This is a genomic window from Streptomyces sp. NBC_00536, from assembly GCF_036346295.1.
Lineage (GTDB): Bacteria > Actinomycetota > Actinomycetes > Streptomycetales > Streptomycetaceae > Streptomyces.
Genome location: NZ_CP107820.1, coordinates 24,961 through 46,141, shown reverse-complemented (window position 1 = coordinate 46,141; position 21,181 = coordinate 24,961). Strand labels below are relative to the sequence as shown.

Genomic DNA, 21,181 nt, shown 5'->3' with positions numbered 1-21,181 from the left:
AGAAGGACGACCACACGATGACGGCAAGCACGGCAAGCACGGCAAGCACCACGATTTCGGCGTCGGCGGCCACCACCCGGCACTGGACGACTCCGGCCGGAGTACAGGTCACGCGGCTCTCCGAACCCCTGGACCCGGCCGGGGCCGAGGCGGAACTGGCCCGCCTGGAGGAGGCCCTCGACACCCGGCGCGGCCTGCTCATGTCCGGCCGCTCGGAGCAGCCCGGCCGGTACCGCCCGTACGACCTGGGATACGCCGACCCGCCGGTGGAACTGACCGCCGTCGGCGACCGCCTCCACGTGCGGGCCCTCAACGCCCGCGGGCGCGTCCTGCTGCCCGCCCTGGCCGACGCCCTGCGTCCGCACGGCGCGCTCCACGACGCCGCGGACGGCACGTACAGCGGGGAGGGCGCTTTCGCCGTCGCCGTCGGCGCGGAGCCCGGTCCCGTCGGCCAGGAGGAGGACCGGACCCGCCGCCGCTCCGTCCTCACCGTCCTGCGCGCCGCCGTCGCCGCCCTCGCCAGTCCGCAGGACCCGGTGTGGGGCCTGTACGGCGCGTTCGGCTACGACCTGGTCCTCGGCTTCGACCCCGTACCGCTCCACCAGGACCGGGACCCGCGGGACCGCACGGTCGTCCTGCACCTGCCGGACACCCTCCTGGAGATCGACCGGACGCGCGGCGCCGCGACCCGGCACACCTACGAGTTCGCGTACGCGGGCCGCTCCACCACCGGCCTCGACCGCGCCACGCCCGCCGCCCCCCACGGCCCCCCGGCCGAACCCGCCGCCTACCGCGACCACGCGCCCGGCGAGTACGCGCAGCTGGTCCGCAAGGCCCAACAGCGCTTCCGGGCCGGGGAGATGTTCGAGGCCGTACCCGGCCAGAGCTTCCACCGCCCCAGCCCCGACGCCCCCTCGGAGGTGTTCCGCCGGCTCCGCGCCCGCAACCCCGCCCCCTACGGCCTGCTGATGAACCTCGCCGCGGGGGAGCACCTGGTCGGGGCCTCGCCCGAGATGTTCGTCCGGGTCGACCCGGACGCCCGCACGGTGGAGTCCTGCCCGATCAGCGGCACCATCGCGCGCGGCGCCGGCCCCCTGGAGGACGCCGAGCGGATCCGCACCCTGCTCGACTCCCGCAAGGAGGAGTCCGAGCTGACCATGTGCACCGACGTGGACCGCAACGACAAGGCCCGCGTGTGCGAGCCGGGCAGCGTGGAAGTGCTCGCCCGCCGCCAGATCGAGCTGTACTCCACCCTCATCCACACCGTCGACCACGTACGCGGACGGCTGCGCGGCGACCGCGACGCCCTCGACGCGTTCCTCACCCACATGTGGGCCGTCACCGTCACCGGGGCGCCCAAGCGCGCCGCCGTCGCCTTCATCGAGGAGCACGAACGCAGCCCCCGCCGCTGGTACGGGGGCGCCGTCGGCCGCATCGGCTTCGACGGAGGCCTGGACACGGCCCTGACCCTGCGCACCATCCAGATCCGCGACGGGGTGGCCACCGTACGGGCGGGCGCCACCCTGCTCTTCGACTCCGACCCGGAGGCGGAGGAGAGCGAGACGATCCTGAAGGCGTTCGCCCTCATCGACGCGGTGGAGAACCCCGCGCCCCGCACTCCGGCCCGAGCCCTGCCACTGACCGCGGGCCCGGGCGCGGTGGGCAGCGGGCGGCCCCCTCGCGTGCTGCTCGTCGACCACCAGGACTCCTTCGTGCACACCCTGGCCGACTACGTCCGCCAGACCGGCGCCGAGGTCCTCACCTACCGGGCGGGTTTCCCGCCGGCGCTGCTCGACGCGCTCGCCCCCGACCTGCTGGTGCTCTCGCCCGGCCCCGGCCGCCCCGCGGACTTCGGGATGTCCGCCCTGATCGAGGAGGCCCTGGCCCGGCACCTGCCCGTGTTCGGGGTCTGCCTGGGCCTCCAGGGCCTGGTGGAGCACTTCGGCGGCACCCTCGGCGTCCTGCCGCACCCGGTCCACGGCAAGCCCTCGCCCGTGGACGTGCTCGACGGCGGCGGCACGGTGTTCAAGAACCTGCCCGCCCGGTTCCCCGCGGGCCGCTACCACTCCCTGTACGCCGAAACGGGCACGCTGCCCGAGGTGTTCGACGTGACCGCCCGTACCCCCGACGGGATCGTGATGGGCATCGAGCACCGCGAACTGCCCGTCGCGGCAGTCCAGTTCCACCCCGAATCGATCATGACCACGGACGGCCGGGCCGGCCACACCCTGATCGCGAACGCCGTCGCCGGGCTCACCCGCGCCGCCGCGCCCCGCATCGGCGCCGGGAGCCCGAGATGACCACCCACCCGAAGGACGAGAAGGACCGGACCGTGGACGACGCCCAGCCCACCCCCACCCCCACCCCCACGCGCCGTCCGGCGCGGGACATCCCCCGCTCCCCGCTCACCCGCAACGCCCGCCTGGCCTCCCTCCCCCTCGGCTTCGCGGGCCGCAGCGCCCTGCGCATGGGCAAGCGGCTGCTCGGCCAGCCGGTCGAGCGGCTCACCGGCGAACTCCAGCGCCGCACCGGCGAGCAGCTCTTCCGCGTCCTGGGCGAACTCAAGGGCGGAGCGATGAAGTTCGGGCAGATGCTCTCCGTGTTCGAGGCGGCCCTGCCCCCGGAGGTCATCGGCCCCTATCGAGCCGCCCTCACCGTCCTCCAGGAGGCCGCACCAGCCCTGCCCGCCCCGCGGATCCACGCCGTGCTCGCCGCCGAACTGGGCGCCGACTGGCGCGAGCGGTTCACCTCCTTCGACGACGAACCGGCCGCCGCCGCCTCCATCGGCCAGGTGCACCGCGCCGTGTGGAAGGACGGCCGCCCGGTCGCGGTGAAGGTCCAGTACCCGGGCGCGGGGGAGGCCCTGCTCGGCGACTACCGGCAGCTCGGCCGCCTGATGAAGCTGTTCTCCCTCGTCACGCCCGGCCTCGACGTCGAGCCGATGCTCGACGAACTGCGCGAACGGGTCACCGAGGAACTGGACTACCGCCTGGAGGCGGCCGCCCAGCGGGCCTTCGCCGACGCCTTCCGCGACGACGAGGAGGTCCTCGTACCCGAGGTGATCGCCTTCAGCGAGCGGGTCCTCGTCACCGCGTGGATGGAGGGCACCCCGCTGTCGGCCGTCATCCGCGACGGAACGCAGCAGCAGCGCGACGAGGCCGGGCTCAAGTACGCCCGGTTCCTCTTCTCCGGCCCCGAACGCGCCGGATACCTGCACGCCGACCCCCACCCGGGAAACTTCCGGATGCTCGCGGACGGTCGGCTCGGCGTCATCGACTTCGGGGCGGTCAAACACCTGCCCGACGGGTTCCCGGCCGCCCTGGGCACCCTGAACCGGCTCGCGCAACTCGGCGACTGGGGCGCCGCCCACGAACTCCTCGTCGCGGAGGGGTTCATGCGCCCGGGATCCGAGCCCGACGACACCGCCCTCGCCTCGTTCCTCCTGCCCATCGCGACCCCGTCACGGGAGGACACCTACCGGTTCACCCGGCAGTGGCTGCGCGAGGAGGTGGTCCAGGCCGTGGACCGGGGCCCGGGCAGTCTGCTGCGCCGCTTCAACCTGCCGCCCTCGTACGTACTGGTGAACCGCGTCGTCGGCGCCGCGACGGCCGTCCTGTGCCAGCTGGAGTGCGAGCTGCCGTTCCGCGCCGAAGCCCTCCGCTGGCTCCCCGGCTTCGCCACCCCGCACGAGGCGTCCGCCCCCGCGTGACAGAACCGGAGCGCGCTATTTGCGCGTCCGCTTCTCGATCTTGCGCTGTACGTGGGCGATCCCGGTGCGCGCGGCTTCGAGCCTGATGCCCTGCGCGCGGGCGAGCGCGAGGTAGTCGTCGAACAGGCGCCCGTCCGCGGCGAGCCGGTCGGCGTGCCGCTCCGGCAGCACGTTCACCCGGTAGGCCTCCAACTCCGCGACGATCACGCCGAACGGCAGGTCCGGGGAGTGCTGTTCGGCGATCCTGAGCCTGCTGACCACGTCGACCAGCTCGCGCAGCTCGGGCGTGACACCCTCGACGGCCGTCGTGAGCGACAGCCGGTTCAACACGAGGAGCGCACCGCTGGAGGTGTCGTAGTCGGGCTGGTGCCACCGGACGGCCCGGTCGCGGCGGCGGTTGTCGACGACGAGCCAGGTGCTGACGACCAGGGCGACGAGAGCGATCACCGCCCCCCAGGTCCATGAAGAGGTGAAATCACCAGCACCGGAGGAAGCACCGGAAGAAGAGCCGGCAGAAGCGGCGGCAGAAGCGGCGGCAGAAAAAAGGGACAGCATGGTGTCGTCCTTCTCGGTCATGGCAGCACTACGGGGTGCGGCGGCCGCGCAGCATCGGCGGATACAGCAGATCCGCCGTGCCCCGGCGGAACAGGACGGGCGGTTTCCCCTGCCCTGACCTGCGCACCTTGTTGGTCTTGAGCACGAAACCCGACCTCTCCTCCACGACCTTGCGGTGGAAGTTCCCCGGGTTGAGCTCGTGGCCCCACACGGCCTCGTAGACCTTGCGCAGATCGGTGATGGTGAAGAGGTCGTCGCAGAAGGCGGTCGCGACGGTGGTGTGCTCCAGCCGGGTCCGGGCGCGTTCGAGCCCGTACCGGAGGATCTCGCCGTGGTCGAAGGCGAGGCTGCTGTTGGGGCCCCACAGTGATTCCTCGACCTCGACCCAGTCGGCCTCGTGGGCGTCGCTCGCACCGGTCACCTCCGGCGGATCCGGCATGACCGCGAGGAAGGCGGTCGAGATGACCCGGCCCCGGGGGTCGCGATCCGGGCGCGAGTACGTGTGCAGCTGTTCCAGCCGGATTCCGGAGCCGGTCAGCCCCGTCTCCTCCTGGAGCTCCCGCTTCGCCGTGTCCTCCAGAGACTCTCCCGCCCGGACGAACCCGCCGGGCAGGGCCAGCCTCCCGCGGTACGGCTCGTTGCCGCGCCGCACGAGCAGCGTCCGTAGCTGCTCCGAGCGGATCGTGAAGATCACGATGTCGGCCGTCGGCTGTGCCGAGACCCGCGGCCGCCTGACCGGAGCGGGCCCCCGACCGCCCCCGGTGATGATCTCCACCAAGCGGCGCGCATCGACGACGGTTCCCTCCGGGACGGCGATGGGCAGGTCTTTGGGCGGCTCGGCGTAGTAAACGGCCATGCCGCGTTCGTGGACGCGCCCCAGTTCGTACGCGGTGGTGCGACCGATGTATCCGCCGGGATTCACGACGTACACCAGGTCCGAGGTGAAGATCTTCGCCAGGGTCGCGGCCTGGAGGTCGTGGTCCGAGGACTCCGGAGGGTCGGACTCGAACCGCACGAACTCGGGCCCTTGGCTGACGATCCGGCAGATCGGCGGGCTCGTCACGGTCAGCCCGGAGTCCGTGAACGTCCGGGCGGCCGCGCGGACTTCGCGGTAGTGCTGCCGGAAGCTTCCGATGAGAGAGAGGGAGGGCCTGGAGGAAATGCGCATGCGGGGACTGTGCCAGTGGAGCGTCGCCGATCGGAACTCCCGATAGTGCCCTCTTGATAAGAACCCGGGTGTCGTCCCAGGTGGGAGCCGGTTTTTCGACAACGTGTCAGAACGAAAAGAAGCTACGGCGCGGTGGCCGGGGGTGCCTCCGGTCGCTCCGGTTTCGTGTGGAGGATCTCGCGGGCCTGGTCCGCGGCGCGGGCGATGCTCTCCGAGATGAAGTCCACGAAGCGGGCGATGTTCTCCAGGCGGGCGGCGGCCGGGGTGCCGGGGCCGAGGACGCCGACGCCCTGGCGGGCGATCTCGCCGAGGTGGGCGGTGGCGCGGGCGCTGGCCATCGTCGACTGGTAGAGGACGTCGTCGTCGACGATGTACCGCTCGCGGCGGCGTTCGTCGCGTTCGCGGCGGATCAGGCCCTGGCTTTCGAGGAACGCGATCGCCTTGGAGACGGACGCGGGGCTGACCTGGAGGCGCCCGGCGAGTTCGGCGGCGGTGAGCCTGCCGACGTCGGTGGTGTAGAGGGCCGCCAGCACCCGGGCCGTCATCGTGGGCAGACCCGACTGCATGAAGACGCCGGCGAACACCTCCTCGTACTCGCGCACGGCCTCGTCATCGCGCCCGTGCGCCTGCGACGCCGCCTGCGGCCCGCGCGGTGCGGGCTGCCTGCGCCGGTGCGCACGGCGTTCGGTGGCGCGGTGGGCCAGGTCGGCGCGGTAGGCGGCGGGGCCGCCGTTGCGCATCACCTCGCGCGTGACCGTCGAGGTGGGCCGCTCCAGGCGCCTGGCGACCTCCGCGTAGGCGAGCCCGTCGGCCAGTCCCAGCGCGATCTGCTGACGTTCCTGCTGGGTGAGTCTGCCTCCCGGCATCGCGGTCTCCTTCGTGGCTCGTGATGTCTCCCAGCATAGCGTTCATTCTTGTTTCATTGCAACGGGCGAGGGAGGGTTTGTTGCGTTAGGTTCAAAGCCATTGCAATGAAATATCTACTCTGACCTGCGGTGATGTGCATCATGCGCAACGAAAGCGTTGCCCAATTCAGAAACGCAACGTAGCTTTTCCCTCATCGGAAACAACGAGTCGAAGGAAAGCCGCCATGCAGAAGTTCGTCACCACCGCCCCGATCTCCACCGTCATCGACATCCCCGCCGGCCACATCCGGTTCATCGCCGCCGACCGGGCCGACACCACCGTCGAGGTCCTCCCCGCCAACGCCTCCAAAAGCCGCGACGTGAAGGCGGCCGAGCAGACCCAGGTCGTGTACGCCGAGAGCGACGGCGTCCTGCGGATCACGGCGCCGGAGGCGAAGAACCAGATCCTCGGGCCTTCCGGCTCCGTCGAGATCACGGTCCAGCTGCCCGCCGGTTCCCACGTCGCCGCGAAGGCGGCCAGCGCCGAACTCCGCGGCGTCGGACGCCTCGGCGAGGTCGTCTTCGAGGGCGCGCAGGGCTCGGTCAAGCTCGACGAGACCGCGGGCGCCCGGCTGACCCTCCTCGCCGGTGACATCGCGGTCGGCCGCCTGGGCGGCCCGGCCGAGATCAGCACCCAGAAGGGCGACCTCCGCATCACCGAGGCCGTGTACGGCACGGTCACCCTGCGCACGGAGGCCGGCAATGTGGAGGTCGGCGCCGCCCGCGGCGTCTCCGCCTCCCTCGACGGCGGCACCGGCTACGGCCGGATCCACAACGCGCTCCGCAACGCCGAAGGCGCCGGCGCGGCCCTGACCATCCACGCCACCACCACCTACGGCGACATCACCGCCCGCAGCCTGTAGGTCAGGTCAGGTCAGGGGGTCAGGGCGGGTCAGGGTCGGACCAAGGCGTCCTGACGCACTGTGCGCGGCACCACATCGGCGCCGCCCGCCGCGGCCATGTCCCGGTGTTAAGGTTTTGTCTGATCGATCTAGATCTTGATCTCGACCTCGATCACAGGATTGTTACTCCCCGAGGACACCACCTTCGTCGCCCCGCGACGCCAAGGCGGTGTGCCGCCTGAGGGGAGGCAAGGCCTGGGTTGCGCCATGTGCGCGACCCGGGCCTTTTTTGTTGCCCGCAGCAGCACGGCAAGAGCCCCAAGGTGCAAGGACGCATCATGAACACACCCGCAGCCGGACCCGGCACGCTGGCGGAGCGGATCCTCCGCGGCGTCGGTGGAGCCGAGAACATCGAGAGCCTCACGCACTGCGCGACGAGGCTCCGCTTCCAGCTCCACGACGGGGCGAAGGCCGACACGGCCGCGCTCGACGCCCTCGACGGCGTCATGGCCACCGTGGCGCAGTCCGGTGACCGCCTCCAGATCGTGATCGGCGGAGCCGTCGCACGCGTCTACTCCGAGATCATGAACCTGCCGGCGATGCGCGGCGCAGGCACGCCCGCCCCGCGGTCCGACGCCGACGTCAAGGCCGCGATGCGGGCCAAGAGCCGCGGCCGCTACGCCTGGGTCGACAACTTCTTCGAGTACCTGTCCGACTCGTTCCGCCCGCTCATGGGCGTCCTGCTGGGCTCCTCGCTCATCATCGCGATCGCCTCCGTCCTCGACGCCCTGGGCGTCGTCGACTTCCGCGCCGCGGACAAGTCCGCCACCTGGGTCTTCGTCGACGCGATGTGGCGCTCGGTGCTGTACTTCCTGCCGCTCATGGTGGCGTACAACGCGGCCAAGAAGCTGAAGGTCGACCCCTGGGTCGGCGCCGCGGTCATGGCCGCGGTGATGACCCCGAACTTCACGGGCATGCTCGACCCGAAGTCCGGGATCCCCGGCATCACCTGCACCACCAACGGGACGCTGGGCACCCAGGAGTGCGTGGCCCACGTCTTCGGGCTGCCGATGCAGCTGAACGACTACGGCGGCCAGGTGTTCGTGCCGCTGCTGATGGTCGCCGTGCTCGCCCTGGTCTACAAGGGCCTGCAGCGCGTCTTCCCGGAGACCGTGCACCTGGTCTTCGTACCGTTCTTCAGCATGCTGATCATGATCCCGGTGACCGCCTTCCTCATCGGCCCGCTGGGCGTCTGGGCGGGCAACGGCCTCGGCGAGGGCCTGTCCTGGCTGAACGGCAACGCACCGATCGTCTTCGCGATCCTCATCCCGCTGCTGTACCCGTTCCTCGTGCCGCTGGGCCTGCACTGGCCGCTCAACGCGCTGATGCTGGTCAACATCAACACCCTCGGCTACGACTTCATCCAGGGCCCCATGGGCGCCTGGAACTTCGCCTGCTTCGGCGCGACCGCCGGTGTGCTGCTGCTCTCGGTCCGCCACCGCGAGAAGGAGATGCGCCAGACCGCCACCGGCGCCCTGGCCGCGGGCCTGCTCGGCGGCATCTCCGAGCCCTCGCTGTACGGCATCCACCTGCGCTTCAAGCGGATCTACCCGCGCATGCTCGTGGGCTGCCTCGTCGGCGGCGTGCTCGTGGGCGTCCTGGGCGGCGTGGACACCAAAGCCTTCGCCTTCACCTCCCTGCTGACCATCCCGGTCTTCTCCCCGATGGCCACCTACTCCATCGCGATCACGGCGGCCTTCTTCGTCTCGATGGCGCTCGTGTACTTCTCCGACTTCCGCACCCCTGAGGAGCGCGCCCAGGCCAACGCCGAGCGCGACGCCGCCGAGGCGGCCTCCCGGGGCGAGGCCGTGGCGGCCGATGACCGCGAGCTCGTCACCGTCGGCGCGGCGGCGACCGCCGCGAGCGGCTCCGCCTCCGGCTCCGGCTCCGGCTCCGGCTCCGGCTCCGAGGCTGCCCCCGCCGCCCCCACCCCCGCACCCGCCACCACCGGGAAGAGCATCGAACTCGCCGCGCCGGTCGCGGGCCGCGTGGTCGGCCTCGACGAGGTCGGGGACCCCGTCTTCGCCTCCCGCGCGCTCGGCGAGGGCGTGGGCATCGAGCCGGCCGACGGCCGCGTCTTCGCACCGGTCGACGGAGAGCTGATCATCGTCGCCGCCACCGGCCACGCCTTCGGCATCCGTACCGCGGACGGCGTCGAGGTGCTCATCCACATCGGCATCGACACGGTGAAGATGAAGGGCGAAGGCTTCGACGTCCGCGCCGAGGCCGGCCGGCAGGTCTCCGTCGGCGACCTCCTCGTCGAGGTCGACCTTGACGCCGTACGCGCGGCGCAGCACCCGACGGTCACCCTCATGACCGTCACCAACACCGCGGACCTGGCCTCGGTCGAGCCGCACACCGGGCAGGACGTCACCGTCGGCGTACCCGTGGTGACCGTACGGCGCTGACGACCCGCCACCGGTAACCGGTAACCGGTACGACGCGGGCACGCGCCCCCACCTCGTGGGGCGCGTGCCCGCGCCGCGTCGCTCCGGGGCGAGGCTGGCGCACGGGCGCCGGACAATACGGGATCATTGGCAGAACCGGACAGGACTGGACTGGACCGGGCAGGACCGGACCGGACCGCGAACGAGAAGGAGAGCAGCAGTTGAAGGCGCTGCGTGTCCTCAACAACAACGTGGTCCTCGCGCGCGACGACAAGGGCCAGGAGGTCATCCTCACCGGGCGCGGCATCGGTTTCAGCTCCCGCCAGGGCAAGCCCGTCGACCCCGCGCTGATCGTGCGCGTCTTCGTCCCGGCGGACGGCCGCGACCCCGACCACCTGAGCGAGGTCCTCGCCCTCATCGACGAGGAGGTCCTGCGGGCCGTCGTGATCGCCCTGGACGAGACCGGGGTCGAGGGGCGCGAGTCCACCCGGCCGACCCTCGCCATCGCCGTCGCCGACCACGTCGCCGGAGCCCTGGACCGGGCCGCGCGGGGCATCGTCATCGAGTACCCGTTGCGCGCGGAGGTCCAGACCCTCTACGCCACCGAGTACGCCCAGGCGCAGCGCCTGCTGGAAGCCATCAACCAGCACGTGGACCCGCGACTGGAGTCCTCCGAGGCGATCGCGCTCGCGCTGCACCTGGTCAACGCGGGCTTCGCCACGGGCGACCTGTCCTTCACGTACACGATGACCGGGGTCATCCAGCAGATGCTCGCCGTCGTGCGGGAGCGGTACGGGCTCTCCGTCTCCCAGGAGTCCATGAGCGCGGCGCGCTTCATCACCCACGTGCGCTACCTCTTCGTCCGGATCCAGCAGCACCGGCAGCTGAAGGGGCACGAGTCCACGATCGGCGAGGGCATCCGCCGGCACTACCCGGAGGCGACCCACACCGCGCAGCAGCTGGCGACGATCGTCGAGCTGCGCCTGGGCCAGCACCTGAGCGAGGACGAGGTCTCCTACCTGGCACTCCACGTGGCCCGCATGACCATGGAGCCGGACGGCACCGCCGCATGAACAGGCCAAAGAAACCGGGACACACCTCCCGAATTCGAAGGAGGCGGGTTCGTGGCGTGAAGCAGCCTCACCCTCTGTGAACATTCGGCTCCGGTTGCTAGAGATGGTCGCTGACCGACCACCAGCTCCCCGGAGAGGCGCCCACGATGACCCCGTCCACCACGCACACCACCACCGCACCCGCCCGGGACGTACGAGCCCTGCTCCCCGGCCAGTGGGACGCCTTCTACGCCACCGTCCTCGACGCCTTCCACGAGAGCGAACCCGCCGAGGCGACCGCCCTGTGGCGCCGCCTGGCCGAGCCCGAGCGCTGCGTGGTCGTGCGCGACGGCGCCCAACTCGTCGCCGCCGCCGGGATCTTCACCTTCCGCATGAGCGTCCCCGGCGGGCACCTCGTGCCGACCGCGGGCGTGAGCATGGTCGGCGTACGGCCCACGCACCGGCGCCGCGGCATCCTCGCCGACCTGATGCGCCACCAACTGGAGTCCCTCCAGCGCCAGGGCGAACCCCTCGCCGTCCTGACCGCCTCCGAGGCGCCCATCCACGAACGGTTCGGCTACGGCGCGGCCGCCCGCCGGCTCTCCCTCGACATCCAGTCCCGCCGCGTCTCGCTGCGCACGCCCGCCGCCACCGGGGAACGCACCGACGAGATCACCCTCACCCTCGAAGACCCGTACGAGGCCCTGGAAATCACCGAGGAGCTGTACGCGCGCCAGGTCCCCGCCCGCCCCGGCATGCTGGCCCGCGCCCCCGGCTGGGAACACCTCCCGCTGCTCGACCCGCCCGCCGCCCGCGCCGGCGCCCGCCCCCTGGAGTGCGTCGTCGCGCGGATCGACGGCCGCCCCGTCGGCTACGCCCGTTACGCCGTGACCATCGCCTGGTCGGCCGCGAACACCGCCGAGGGCACCGTCCGCGTCCGCGACATCGAGGCCACCGACCCGCGCGCCTACGCCGCCCTGTGGCGCTTCCTCCTCGAAACCGACCTCACCTCCCGGGTCGTGGCCCCGAACCGCCCCGTCGACGACGCCCTGCTGCACCTCGTCTCCGACGTGCGGCGCTGCGCCCCGACCGTGCTGGACAGCCTCTACGTACGCGTCGTCGACGCCCCGATCGCCCTGACGGCCCGCGGCTACGCGGCCCCGCTCGACGTCGTCCTGGACCTCGACGACGCCCAGGCCCCCTGGAACCGGGGCCGCTGGCGGCTCACCGGCGACGCCTCCGGAGCGGTGTGCGCCCGTACGTACGACGCCCCCGACCTCTCCCTGGACGCCTGCGCCCTCGGCTCGGCCTACCTCGGCGGCACCACCCTGACCGAACTGGCCGCGGCGGGCCGGGTCCGGGAACACACCCCGGGCGCCCTCGCCACCGCCACGACGGCCTTCGCCTCACCCACCGCCCCCTGGCTCCCGCACGGTTTCTGCCGTTCCCTGCTGCCCAGGCTGTGACGCGTCAGGGATCGACCGGAGGCTCACGACGACGGGTCCCACGGATCCGACGCGAGCGGGTCGGCCTGGCTCGGCGCCAGCAGCCCGTCCTGGATCAGCCTGTTCGTCATGCTGACCTTGTCCGGGGCCGGCCTGCCGACCCGGTCGTAGTGCTTGCGGGCCCGCTCGATGTGGGTGGCGACCGTGGTGGGCGCCATGAAGAGCTTCCGGCCGACCGCCGGTTTCGACAGCCCGCTGCACCAGTTGAGCAGCACCTCGACCTGCTTCTCGGAGAGGTCCGGCTTGTCGGGGGAGGAGTCCGCGACGATCATCCCGGCATGCTTCGGCGTGGTGTACGTCAGGCCGTCCGCCGCCGCCCGGATGGCGGGGATCAGGTGTTCGTCACCCTCCACCTTGGTCACGTACGACTTCACGCCCAGGCGCCCGCACTCCAGGATCACGGCCGGGGACTCCTCGCCGGAGAAGACGACCACGTTGCGCTTGTTGCTGACCAGCTGGCGCAGCGAGTGGAACTCGTACACCTCCTGCTTCACCAGCCCCAGGTCGAAGACGACCACGTCGGCCGCGGCGCCCTCGCCGGTCCACACCCGGCCCAGCTGCTGGCCCGCCGAGATGAGCCGGATCGGGGGGTCGGCCCGCGCGCACCATTCGCGCACGCCGTTGATGACCACGCCGTGGTTCTCCACGATCACGACGGTGATCGGCCGGTCCTCCGCCATTTCGCCTCCATCAAGAGTGTGTCGTCGTCCGCGTCCAGAAAACTGCCGATCTCGATCCCGGCGGCGGCCCCGGTGGCCGCGGTGTCACCGGGGCGCGGCAGGTCGATGGCCCCGCAGTCACCGATCACCTGCACCGAGACGAACTCGGAGGTGAAGACCACGGTGACCCGGGCCCAGCTCCGGGCCCCGGCCAGCACGGGCAGCGGGAAGTTCCCGAGGGCGAGGCGGACCTCCGGCGGCGGATCGACCGCCGTGCCGTAGCTGGACATCTCCGCCCTGACCCGGCGGCGCTCCGCGGTGTCCACGTACTGCCGCAACTCGTGCACCAGCTGGTTCGGTACGTCGTCGGTCTCGACGAAGAGCCGACGCATCCGGGCGGCCTCGATCCAGCAGTCCCGCCGGACGTCCGGGTCATTGCTGTCGAGGCTGCCGTCCGCGAGCCCGCGCAGCAGCGGGCCCGCGCTGCCGGCCAGGCCCGCGTAACTGTCCTGGAGCGCCTGCGCGGTCCGCGCGGCGACCCGTTCGGAGTGCCGGATGTCCTCGGTCTGGCGGCGGGCCGCCTCCGCGTCGCCCGCCGTGGCGCGCAGCGCGGTCGCGGCCACCCCGCAGGCCAGCGGGAAGCCGATCGTGCCGAGGGAGCCGCTGACGAAGTTCAGTACGGCTCCCTCGTCCACCGGCCCGGACAGGACCAGGTTCACCGCGGTGATCGCCCAGTGCGCGCCCAGGAACAGGACCAGTTGGACCATCGGCCGGTCCAGGAGCAGCACGACCCCGATCCAGCCGACGCTGCCGAAGGCCCAGTCCGCGGCGGTCGTGGGCGTCCCGGTGGGCAGCGACAGGCAGGACAGGACCGACGCCGCGAGGGCGAGGGCGACACCGGCCCACCGCGCGCCGCCCCACGACCGGCGGCGCAGCGTCAGCACCCCCTCGACCACGGCGATGCCCAACAGCAGTCCGTACGCGACCAGTTGCATCCACAGCGGCCGGTACGCGCCGACGCTGCGCAGCCAGCTCATGGACAGCAGCACGATGCCGGAGATGCCCAGCACGGCGATGCGCAGGTGGTACAGGAACTCGGCGGCTATGGCCGGCTCGCCCACGCGGTGAAAGTCCCTCATCGTCGCCACTCCAGACTGACGGTGGTTCCCCTGCCCGGCTGCGAACGGATCAGGGCCCGCCCGCCGACCTCCTCGACGCGTTCGAAGATCGAAGCCCGTACCCCGCGCCGGGCGGACGCGATGGCCGCCGGGTCGAAGCCGGACCCTTCGTCGACCACCTCCACGCGCACGTCCCCGTCCGATCCGCCGACCGTGACCGAGCAGTGGTCCACCTCGGCGTGCCGGTTCACGTTCACGAGCGCCTCCCCGGCGGCATCGGCCAGCGCCACCGTGACCTGCGAGGGCAGCCACAGCGCCGGCGGCCCCCGCAGCTCCACCCGCACGGCCGCGAGCCCGATGGCCTCCCGGAGCAGCTGGATCAGATCCGCCTCCACCGCCACCCGCACCTCCACGGCGGGTCCGGGCTCCCAGGACAGCAGCCGGTCCAGATCGCGCTCCGCCTGCGCGGCCAGCAACCCGGCCGGGATGCTCCCGCCGCCCGCGCCGACCCACAGCAGGGTCGTGGCCGCGGTGTCGTGCAGGGTCCGGTTGTGGGCCCGCTTCGCGGCCCGGATCCGCGCCTTCGCCGCCTGCTCGGCGCGCGCCGCCTCGGCGTCCGCCGCGGCCTCGTCGGCCAGCCTGCCCCCGCGCAGCATCAGCGTCCACAGCATCCGCCCGAGCGAGGCGACGACGAGCGACCAGAGCGCCGTCACCAGGCTGTCGAGCGAGCTGTGTTCGGGGAGCGCCGCGGCCGTGCCGACGATGGCCCCGGACAGCACCAGCAGCGCCGCCACCCCGCCGAGCCGCGGGCTCGCGTAGTACTGGTAGCCCACGCACGCGAACGACAGGAACGGCAGCAGCCAGGACCTGCCGTGCTCCAGCCAGTCCAGCGGCGCCGTCCACGGCGCGCTCGCGGCCAGCGTGGCCAGTACGACGGCGTCGGCCAGGGTCGCCGCGGTCCCCGGCCCCCGCAGCAGGGCCCGTACGTACACGACGCTCCACCCCGTCACCAGCGACAGCACCGCGAACGTCACCGTCACGGAGGGCGCCGCGGGCGCGGCCAGGGCGGCGACGAGGAGCGTCGGTACGCCCGTCACGACCCGGATCACCGCCACATAGCGGCGGCCGAGCACGTACAGGTGGGTGACCGCGCTGTCGGCAACCGGCATGAGCCCACCCCTTCATCCGCGCCCTCGGCCCCGTGTCCCTCTGTCCCTCTGTCCCTCGTCGCCGATTCTGCCGGTCGGCCGGACCCCGTGCTGTCGGTCGGTCGCATGACGCCCAACAGGGTTCCCCCTCCGTAGCGTTGACGCCGAGAACGGGTCGCCCGGCCGGTTCTCCCCGCCCGCCCCGCCACCAGGAAGGCGCCATGACCACTCCGCACCCGCACCGCCGCCCCAGGAACGCCCGGACCGGCAGCCGTCTCCTCCGCAAGGCGGCCACCGCCGCCACGGTCCTCGCGGGCAGCGCGGCCCTGCTGCTCGGCCCCGCGTCCCCGGTCTCGGCGACCACCACCCCCGGCACCAACGCCACCCCGTACAACCAGGGCGGCGAATGGTGGACCACCGACGGTTGTACGGACGTCCCCGACTCCGGCGTGCACCACGCCTGGGTCCAGTACGGCAAGCCGCCCTTCACCGCGTACGGATACCTCGCCGGGCGCTACGACTTCCACCACGCCTGCATGCACCACGACGGCTGCTACAAGTACCGCTGGGCCGACCGGGCCACCTGCGACCAGTGGTTCCGCAACGACATGCACGCCTCGTGCACCGCCATGAAGTCCAACGCGGCGTGCGACGCCCGCGCCGAGCTGTACTACCGGGGCGTGCGCGTCTTCGGCGAGATCCCCTGGAAGCTGCACGACATCAGGATCTCCATGAACCAGTACGTGGCCTGACCGGCAGTCCGACCGGCACGGTCTGACCGGCACAGCCTGACACCGCCCGGGAGCCGCTGTGAGTCCGCCGCCCACCGAACCCACCCCGCCGCCGACGCCCTTCGTGCCGCTGCACACGGCGGTCGTGCTGCTCGTCGCCGCCGTCTTCGGCCTGGTGGCGGGCGGACTCACGCTCCTGGCGGGCAACCCGCCCCCGGTCTGCGTCCTCGTGGGCCTGGGCGCGGCCGGCCCGAGCATCCCCGTACTGCGCTCGCTCATCGGCTGAGCCGCGACCGCCAACACGACCACATTCCCGCCCGGCCCCCAACAGTGGCCGGGCGGGAACGGTCGAGCGCTCGCCCGCCCCCTGTAGTTCTCGGCACGGGAGCGGGCCGCTTCCGGATGGAAGGCCGACACCAACGGTGCCCTGCACCCATTGACGGGGGTCGGCGCCGCGATTGCAAGGAAAACCGGGAACTTCCGCCATGGGTGGGCGTTTGTGCCCTCGACCAGCACCGGAACGGTCATCCGTGTTCAACCGCACGACACTCAGTGATCGGCATTGTTCCGCGAATCCATGATCACGTGGCGTAACGGAGGGTCGGCGGTCCATGCTGTCCCTCCCCAACAACCGGCCGGCACCCGGGCGTTGAGGACTCCCGTCACCCGGCCCCCGGATGGCCGGACGGGCAGCGAGGCCGACCCCAACGAAGTCGAGGAACGACCATGCCAAAGAAGTACATAGTGTTCATCATCGCGCTGCTGATGGTGCTCGGCTGGAGCGTGGCGATGACCGCGATGGGCCAGAGCGCCGCGATCGCCACCCTCGCACCGGCGCTGGGACTGACCGTCCAGCAGATCTTCCAGGCGGCCCGGTCACGGACCACCGCCGCGTCCGGTCACCGTGTGGCATCGGTACCCGACGGGGAGGACGGCACCCCGTGACCATGCCCTTCGAATCCCAGGTACCGGCCCCGCAGCCGGCCCACGCCCGCCCCGGCCGCAAGCTCGGCCCGATCGCGGACACCGTCGGCAGCTCCCACCGGGCCTGGCTGGAGCACGCGCGCGACAGCTACCTCGCCAGCGGCCTGACCCTCAACGAACTCGGCCTGCGGGTCCTGCTCGCCAAGTCCAAGCTCTCCGAGTTACTGCGCGGCCTGGGCCGGTACCCCCGGTGGGAGGTCATCCACCGCCTCTCCGTCGAGCTCAAGATGCCGGTCTCCCCCCTGTACCGGCTCTGGCGCCAAGCGGCCCTGGACGCGCAGAAGACGTACGAATGGGTCCAGCGCTCCAGCGACAAGGCGGCCCTGGCCACCCCCCACTCCCACCCGCCCGTCGCCCACGAACCGTTCCGCCGGACCGTGGAGGGCGACTACCGGCGCTACGCCCAGGCGTTCCTCACCGACGCCTCGCGCGACGCGGCCGTGGACGACACCTTCGACATCCTCTGGCTGTCCTGGAACAGTGCCCTGGCCAGCCCCGACATACGCCGCTACGCGTGGAAGATCCTGCGCGCCACGGTCATGGCCAAGACCCCGCACCTCGACGGCCGGCCCGAACTGGGTTCCGCCGTCTTCGACACCGTCGCCATCAGCAGGCTGACCGGTCTGGCCGAGCGTGCCGAGCAGATGACCGAGAGCCTGTGCCTGTTCCGGGCCATCGGCCGGCTGCCCGACAACCTCCAGGACGTGATGGTGCTGCGCCACCTGTGCGGCAACACCGTCGAGAAGACCTCCGCCCTGCTGGGCGTACCGCCGCCCACGGTGCGCTCCGACGAACGCCACGCCGTCCGTGTCATCTTCCCGCCGCCCGAGAGCGAAGGCCCCATCGAATGACAGCCGTCGAAGCGATCCTGGCACGGGCACTGCTGGTCCGCGACCGTGCCGTCCCCCGGGACATAGTCCGCCCCGACCCCCTGCCCCCGACCGACCCCACGGCCACGGCTCGCACCGCCACGGCGACCACCATGACCACCACGGCCGCCGAGCACCTGCGCGCCCTGTGCGAGACCCTGGTCACCCACACCCCGGCCGTGACCATCACCAAGTTCGTCACCGACCAGGTCCCCGAGCCCCGCAGCGCCCTCGTCCTGGCCTGCGTACTCCAGCTCACGGAAGCCGACGACGGCGCCCGCTTCTGGTGGCAGTACGCCGCCGGGGCCGGCCAGGCCACCGCCGCCTACTGCCTCTACCTCCACCACCTGTCCCTCGGCGAGACCGACGCGGCCCAGTGGTGGCACCGCCAGACCGACGACGTCCAGCCGCCCCCCACCACCGGGGCCGAAGCCGAGGAACGGATCACCAGCCCCTCCACCACCACGATCCTGCGCGTCCTGCACCGCCTCGCCGCACACATGACCCGCCACCGCTCGCCCGCGGTGACCGAACTGATGACCTTCATGCCCACCGCGGTCGCCACCGGCTACCTCCGCGAACCCGAGATGGACCTCCCCATGCCCGGCCCCGACTTCGCCACGCGCATCCGCACCCTCCTCACCCCCCGCCCCCACACCCCCACCCGCCCCCCGGTCATCCGCCCGAACACCCTCCACCCGTTGGGCGAAACCGCCACCCGCTGACCCGGCCCATGGCCGGTCGATCCCTGGTCCAACTGCCGCCCGCACAGGACAATCTGCGTATGCCCCTTTCACGCATCGCGCTTCCCGTTGCCGTCGGCGCCGTCATGGCCGTGGTTCCCCTCGCCCATCCCGTCTCCGCCGCGGACGCGTCCAGCGCGAAGCCCTCGGCGGCCTGCGCGGGCGCCGGTACCTGCTACGTGGACGTGTCCGTCGCCCAGCTCTGGGAGAGCCCCGAGAAGGTGCGGGCGGTGGACGCGAAGGCGCTCACCAACCCGGTCGACATCCGGGGCTGGTTCGCCGCCATGGCGCCCGACATCAACCTGCGTCGCGACGTCGCGGGGGAGACGCAGGCCCTGTACGGGGGCCGGGTCACCGTGGTGGACACGATGACCAAGGACGGCGTGCTCTGGGACAAGGTGGTGGTCCACGGCCAGCCCACGCCCAGGAACGAGGCCGGTTACCCCGGCTGGTTGCCCGACCGGCAGCTGACGAAGTTCCGCAAGAAGGCCCCGTCCGGCACGACCGCGGAGCGCGTCACCAGCCCGACGGCCCGGGGCTACGGCTCTCGTCAGGCGCTGGCGGCCGGGGCGGCGGCGGGGGCGCAGTCCAAGGGGGGCGTCGTCACCGAGTACTCGTTCAACACGGAGTTCGCCGTGAAGCCGGTCCCGGGCGCCCCGTTCATCCTGGAGGCCCGGGCCAATGACGGCAGCCCGATCTACTTCCGGAGCGGTGATCTCGCGAAGGTCCCGACCTCCGGGGTGAGCGGCGACGACGTGGTCGCCGAAGCGCGCAAGTTCCTGGGCCTGGAGTACCTGTGGTCCGGCACGGCCGGGTTCGGCTACGACTGCTCCGGCCTGACGAGCCAGGTGTACTCCGCCCTCGGCATCACCATCCCGCGCGACAGCCAGCCGCAGTTCGACGCGGGCGGCGGCGCGGCGCCCGCCGGCTCGGCCATGGGCGAGCGGATCACGTCCCCGGCCGACCTCCGCCCCGGCGACGTCGTGGGCTTCGGCACCAGCACCTCGAACGTCACCCACATCGGCATCTACGTCGGCCGCAACGACCAGGGTGAACCGATGATGATCAACTCGCCCAAGACCGGGGAGAAGGTGCGGGAGGAGCCCCTGACGAACCGCCCGTTCGTGGGCGCCACCCGCTTCATCGGCTCCTGACGTCTAGCAGGACGTCAGCACGGAGAACTCGTTCCCGTCGGGATCGGCCAGCACCACCCGGCCGCACTCACCCTCCCCCTCACCCGGACCGGTACCGAGCCGCGTGGCCCCGAGGGAGAGCAGCCGGTCGACCTCGGCCTCCGGGTCACCGCCGACCGGCACGTCCAGCTCGAACCGCACCCTGACCCTGCCCACCCGCGGCGCCACCGGCGGGCCGCCCCACGTGATCTTCGGCCCGCCGTGCGGTGAGCGGATCGCGGTCTCCTGGTCCTGGTCCCAGACCAGCGGCCACCCCAGCGCCTCGCTCCAGAAGTACCCGACCTCCTGCGATCCGTCGCAGGCCAGCGCCCCGACGAAGCCGCAGTCCGCGAGGAAGTTGTTGCCCGGCTCGATCACACAGAACTCGTTGCCCTCGGGGTCGGCGAGCACCACGTGACCCTCCTCCGGCCGTTGCCCGACATCGATGTGCCGTCCGCCCAGCCCCAGCGCCCCGTCCACCGTCCGCCGCTGGTCCTCCAGGGACGTACTCGTCAGATCGAAGTGCATCCGGTTCTGCTCGGCCTTCGGCTCCTGACTCGCGACGAACCGAACCCCGAACCCGGTGTCATCGCCGGGCACGAGCACCACACCGCCACCCGTATCGGCGGCCACCTCCCACCCGAGGACCCCACCCCAGAACCGCGCGAGCCGCAGCGGCTGCCCCGCATCGAAGCAGACCGCAAGCAATCGAGAAGTCATCCCCGGCATCTCCGATCCACCACTGACCACTGACCACTGCCGACGGACACTGCCGACAACCGGGCAGCCTAGGCGCGCCCCGCCCCACCCGCAGCCCAGTATTCCGGCGTGCGTGCGTGCGTGCGTGCGTACGTACTCACTCACGCACGTACGGGCCCCCGCCGCGCAGGTCAGGCACCCGCCCCCGGCACCCCCGCACCGAGCAGCACGGCGACCAGCCGAGCGGTATCCACCCCCGGGCCGCCACCCTCACCCCCGGAGGAAACCCGCGTCATCAGCAGGTGGTGCACGGTACCGACGAGCGCGAGCGCGACCGTGCCCACGTCAACGCCCTCCGCGACCCGCCCCGCGAGCCGCTCCGCTTCGAGGTACGCGGTGACCGCGTCCTGGATCGCGTCGAACGCGGGCGCACCGGACCGAAGCCCGTCCCGGGTGTGCATCGCGGCCGCGGGCCGGGTCATCGCCAGCCGCACGACCGCCGGGGGAAGGGACTCCAGCAGCGCGTCAGCCACCTCCTGGAGGTTGCCCGCGACGCTGCCCCGCCCCACCAGGGCACCCAGCCCCTCGGCCCGGCGGGCGCCGCGCGCGAACCGGTCCAGCACCAGCTCGGCGACGAACTCGTCCAGACCGGCGAAATGCGTGTGGAGGACCCCCTTCCCGCAGTCCGCCTCCGCCGTGACCGCACGGCTGGTCAGGCCCGCCGACCCGTCGCGGGCCACCACCCGTTCCGCCGCCGCGAACAGCCGCTCACGCAGATCGGGAATCGCCACTCCACGAGGTGACACAACTGCCCCTTCCCTCAAACCCATTGCAAGTATGGGCGCTCGCCCATACTGTTTGGGCACCTGCCCATA

General features: G+C 72.0%; 20 protein-coding genes. 12 read left to right on the top strand and 8 right to left on the bottom strand.

The features are described 5' to 3' along the window. Window positions 1-17 precede the first annotated feature (17 nt). Together OHS33_RS37525 and OHS33_RS37520 are read left to right on the top strand one after the other, a co-directional pair. On the top strand, window positions 18-2,300 hold the full coding sequence (locus OHS33_RS37525; protein WP_330335388.1) for an anthranilate synthase component I: 2,283 nt from the start codon (window positions 18-20) through the stop codon (window positions 2,298-2,300). Beyond that, entirely contained in the window at window positions 2,297-3,709 is a 1,413-nt protein-coding gene (locus OHS33_RS37520; protein ID WP_330335387.1) for an ABC1 kinase family protein, read from the top strand. The genes OHS33_RS37525 and OHS33_RS37520 overlap by 4 nt, the downstream gene beginning before the upstream one ends. A 15-nt stretch (window positions 3,710-3,724) precedes the next feature. Here the strand turns inward: OHS33_RS37520 and OHS33_RS37515 are convergent, their stop codons facing one another. The 3 genes from OHS33_RS37515 to OHS33_RS37505 form a co-directional block, all read right to left on the bottom strand. After that, window positions 3,725-4,156, bottom strand: a complete 432-nt coding sequence (locus OHS33_RS37515) for a hypothetical protein (RefSeq protein WP_330335386.1) — start codon at window positions 4,154-4,156, stop codon at window positions 3,725-3,727. A 136-nt stretch (window positions 4,157-4,292) separates the two neighbouring features. After that, window positions 4,293-5,432: an NUDIX hydrolase gene (locus OHS33_RS37510; RefSeq protein ID WP_330335385.1), complete on the bottom strand. Its 1,140-nt coding sequence runs from the start codon at window positions 5,430-5,432 to the stop codon at window positions 4,293-4,295. Between the two features lie 122 nt (window positions 5,433-5,554). Continuing rightward, the gene (locus OHS33_RS37505; protein ID WP_330335384.1) at window positions 5,555-6,298 is read right to left on the bottom strand and encodes a GbsR/MarR family transcriptional regulator; all 744 of its coding nucleotides are present in this window, start codon (window positions 6,296-6,298) and stop codon (window positions 5,555-5,557) included. Between the two features lie 224 nt (window positions 6,299-6,522). Here OHS33_RS37505 and OHS33_RS37500 point away from each other — a divergent pair, with 224 nt between their 5' ends. From OHS33_RS37500 to OHS33_RS37485, 4 genes are all read left to right on the top strand, one after another. After that, window positions 6,523-7,200: a DUF4097 family beta strand repeat-containing protein gene (locus OHS33_RS37500; RefSeq protein WP_330335383.1), complete on the top strand. Its 678-nt coding sequence runs from the start codon at window positions 6,523-6,525 to the stop codon at window positions 7,198-7,200. Between the two features lie 317 nt (window positions 7,201-7,517). After that, on the top strand, window positions 7,518-9,647 hold the full coding sequence (locus OHS33_RS37495) for a glucose PTS transporter subunit IIA (RefSeq protein ID WP_330335382.1): 2,130 nt from the start codon (window positions 7,518-7,520) through the stop codon (window positions 9,645-9,647). A gap of 200 nt (window positions 9,648-9,847) precedes the next feature. Then, window positions 9,848-10,699 (top strand): PRD domain-containing protein, encoded by an 852-nt coding sequence (locus OHS33_RS37490; RefSeq protein ID WP_330335381.1) that lies wholly within the window; start codon window positions 9,848-9,850, stop codon window positions 10,697-10,699. 146 nt (window positions 10,700-10,845) lie between these two features. Beyond that, window positions 10,846-12,144, top strand: a complete 1,299-nt coding sequence (locus OHS33_RS37485; protein WP_330335380.1) for a GNAT family N-acetyltransferase — start codon at window positions 10,846-10,848, stop codon at window positions 12,142-12,144. Between the two features lie 23 nt (window positions 12,145-12,167). Here the strand turns inward: OHS33_RS37485 and OHS33_RS37480 are convergent, their stop codons facing one another. From OHS33_RS37480 to OHS33_RS37470, 3 genes are read right to left on the bottom strand one after another with little or no spacing between them, the layout of a single operon-like run. Next, window positions 12,168-12,863, bottom strand: a complete 696-nt coding sequence (locus OHS33_RS37480; protein WP_330335379.1) for a LuxR C-terminal-related transcriptional regulator — start codon at window positions 12,861-12,863, stop codon at window positions 12,168-12,170. Next, window positions 12,833-13,963: a hypothetical protein gene (locus OHS33_RS37475; RefSeq protein ID WP_330335378.1), complete on the bottom strand. Its 1,131-nt coding sequence runs from the start codon at window positions 13,961-13,963 to the stop codon at window positions 12,833-12,835. Before OHS33_RS37475 ends, OHS33_RS37480 begins: the two co-directional genes overlap by 31 nt. A 14-nt stretch (window positions 13,964-13,977) precedes the next feature. Next, entirely contained in the window at window positions 13,978-15,129 is a 1,152-nt protein-coding gene (locus OHS33_RS37470) for a sensor histidine kinase (RefSeq protein ID WP_330335377.1), read from the bottom strand. 200 nt (window positions 15,130-15,329) lie between these two features. Between OHS33_RS37470 and OHS33_RS37465 the strand changes: the two genes are divergently transcribed. From OHS33_RS37465 to OHS33_RS37440, 6 genes are all read left to right on the top strand, one after another. After that, window positions 15,330-15,860, top strand: a complete 531-nt coding sequence (locus tag OHS33_RS37465) for a hypothetical protein (protein WP_330335376.1) — start codon at window positions 15,330-15,332, stop codon at window positions 15,858-15,860. A 58-nt stretch (window positions 15,861-15,918) separates the two neighbouring features. After that, on the top strand, window positions 15,919-16,125 hold the full coding sequence (locus OHS33_RS37460) for a hypothetical protein (protein WP_330335375.1): 207 nt from the start codon (window positions 15,919-15,921) through the stop codon (window positions 16,123-16,125). A 440-nt stretch (window positions 16,126-16,565) separates the two neighbouring features. Further along, complete coding sequence (locus tag OHS33_RS37455) at window positions 16,566-16,784, top strand: hypothetical protein (protein WP_330335374.1); 219 nt, start codon at window positions 16,566-16,568, stop codon at window positions 16,782-16,784. Between the two features lie 2 nt (window positions 16,785-16,786). Continuing rightward, entirely contained in the window at window positions 16,787-17,674 is an 888-nt protein-coding gene (locus tag OHS33_RS37450; RefSeq protein ID WP_330335373.1) for a sigma-70 family RNA polymerase sigma factor, read from the top strand. Continuing rightward, window positions 17,671-18,417: a hypothetical protein gene (locus OHS33_RS37445; RefSeq protein ID WP_330335372.1), complete on the top strand. Its 747-nt coding sequence runs from the start codon at window positions 17,671-17,673 to the stop codon at window positions 18,415-18,417. The genes OHS33_RS37450 and OHS33_RS37445 overlap by 4 nt, the downstream gene beginning before the upstream one ends. A gap of 59 nt (window positions 18,418-18,476) precedes the next feature. Continuing rightward, complete coding sequence (locus OHS33_RS37440; RefSeq protein ID WP_330335371.1) at window positions 18,477-19,589, top strand: C40 family peptidase; 1,113 nt, start codon at window positions 18,477-18,479, stop codon at window positions 19,587-19,589. Window positions 19,590-19,592: 3 nt separating this feature from the next. On the opposite strand, the gene OHS33_RS37435 is transcribed toward OHS33_RS37440, so the two are convergent. Together OHS33_RS37435 and OHS33_RS37430 are read right to left on the bottom strand one after the other, a co-directional pair. Continuing rightward, entirely contained in the window at window positions 19,593-20,327 is a 735-nt protein-coding gene (locus OHS33_RS37435; RefSeq protein WP_330335370.1) for a VOC family protein, read from the bottom strand. Between the two features lie 170 nt (window positions 20,328-20,497). Next, window positions 20,498-21,112 carry a TetR/AcrR family transcriptional regulator gene (locus OHS33_RS37430; protein WP_330335369.1) on the bottom strand — a complete coding sequence of 205 codons (615 nt, stop codon included), beginning with the start codon at window positions 21,110-21,112 and terminating at the stop codon, window positions 20,498-20,500. Window positions 21,113-21,181: the final 69 nt, after the last annotated feature.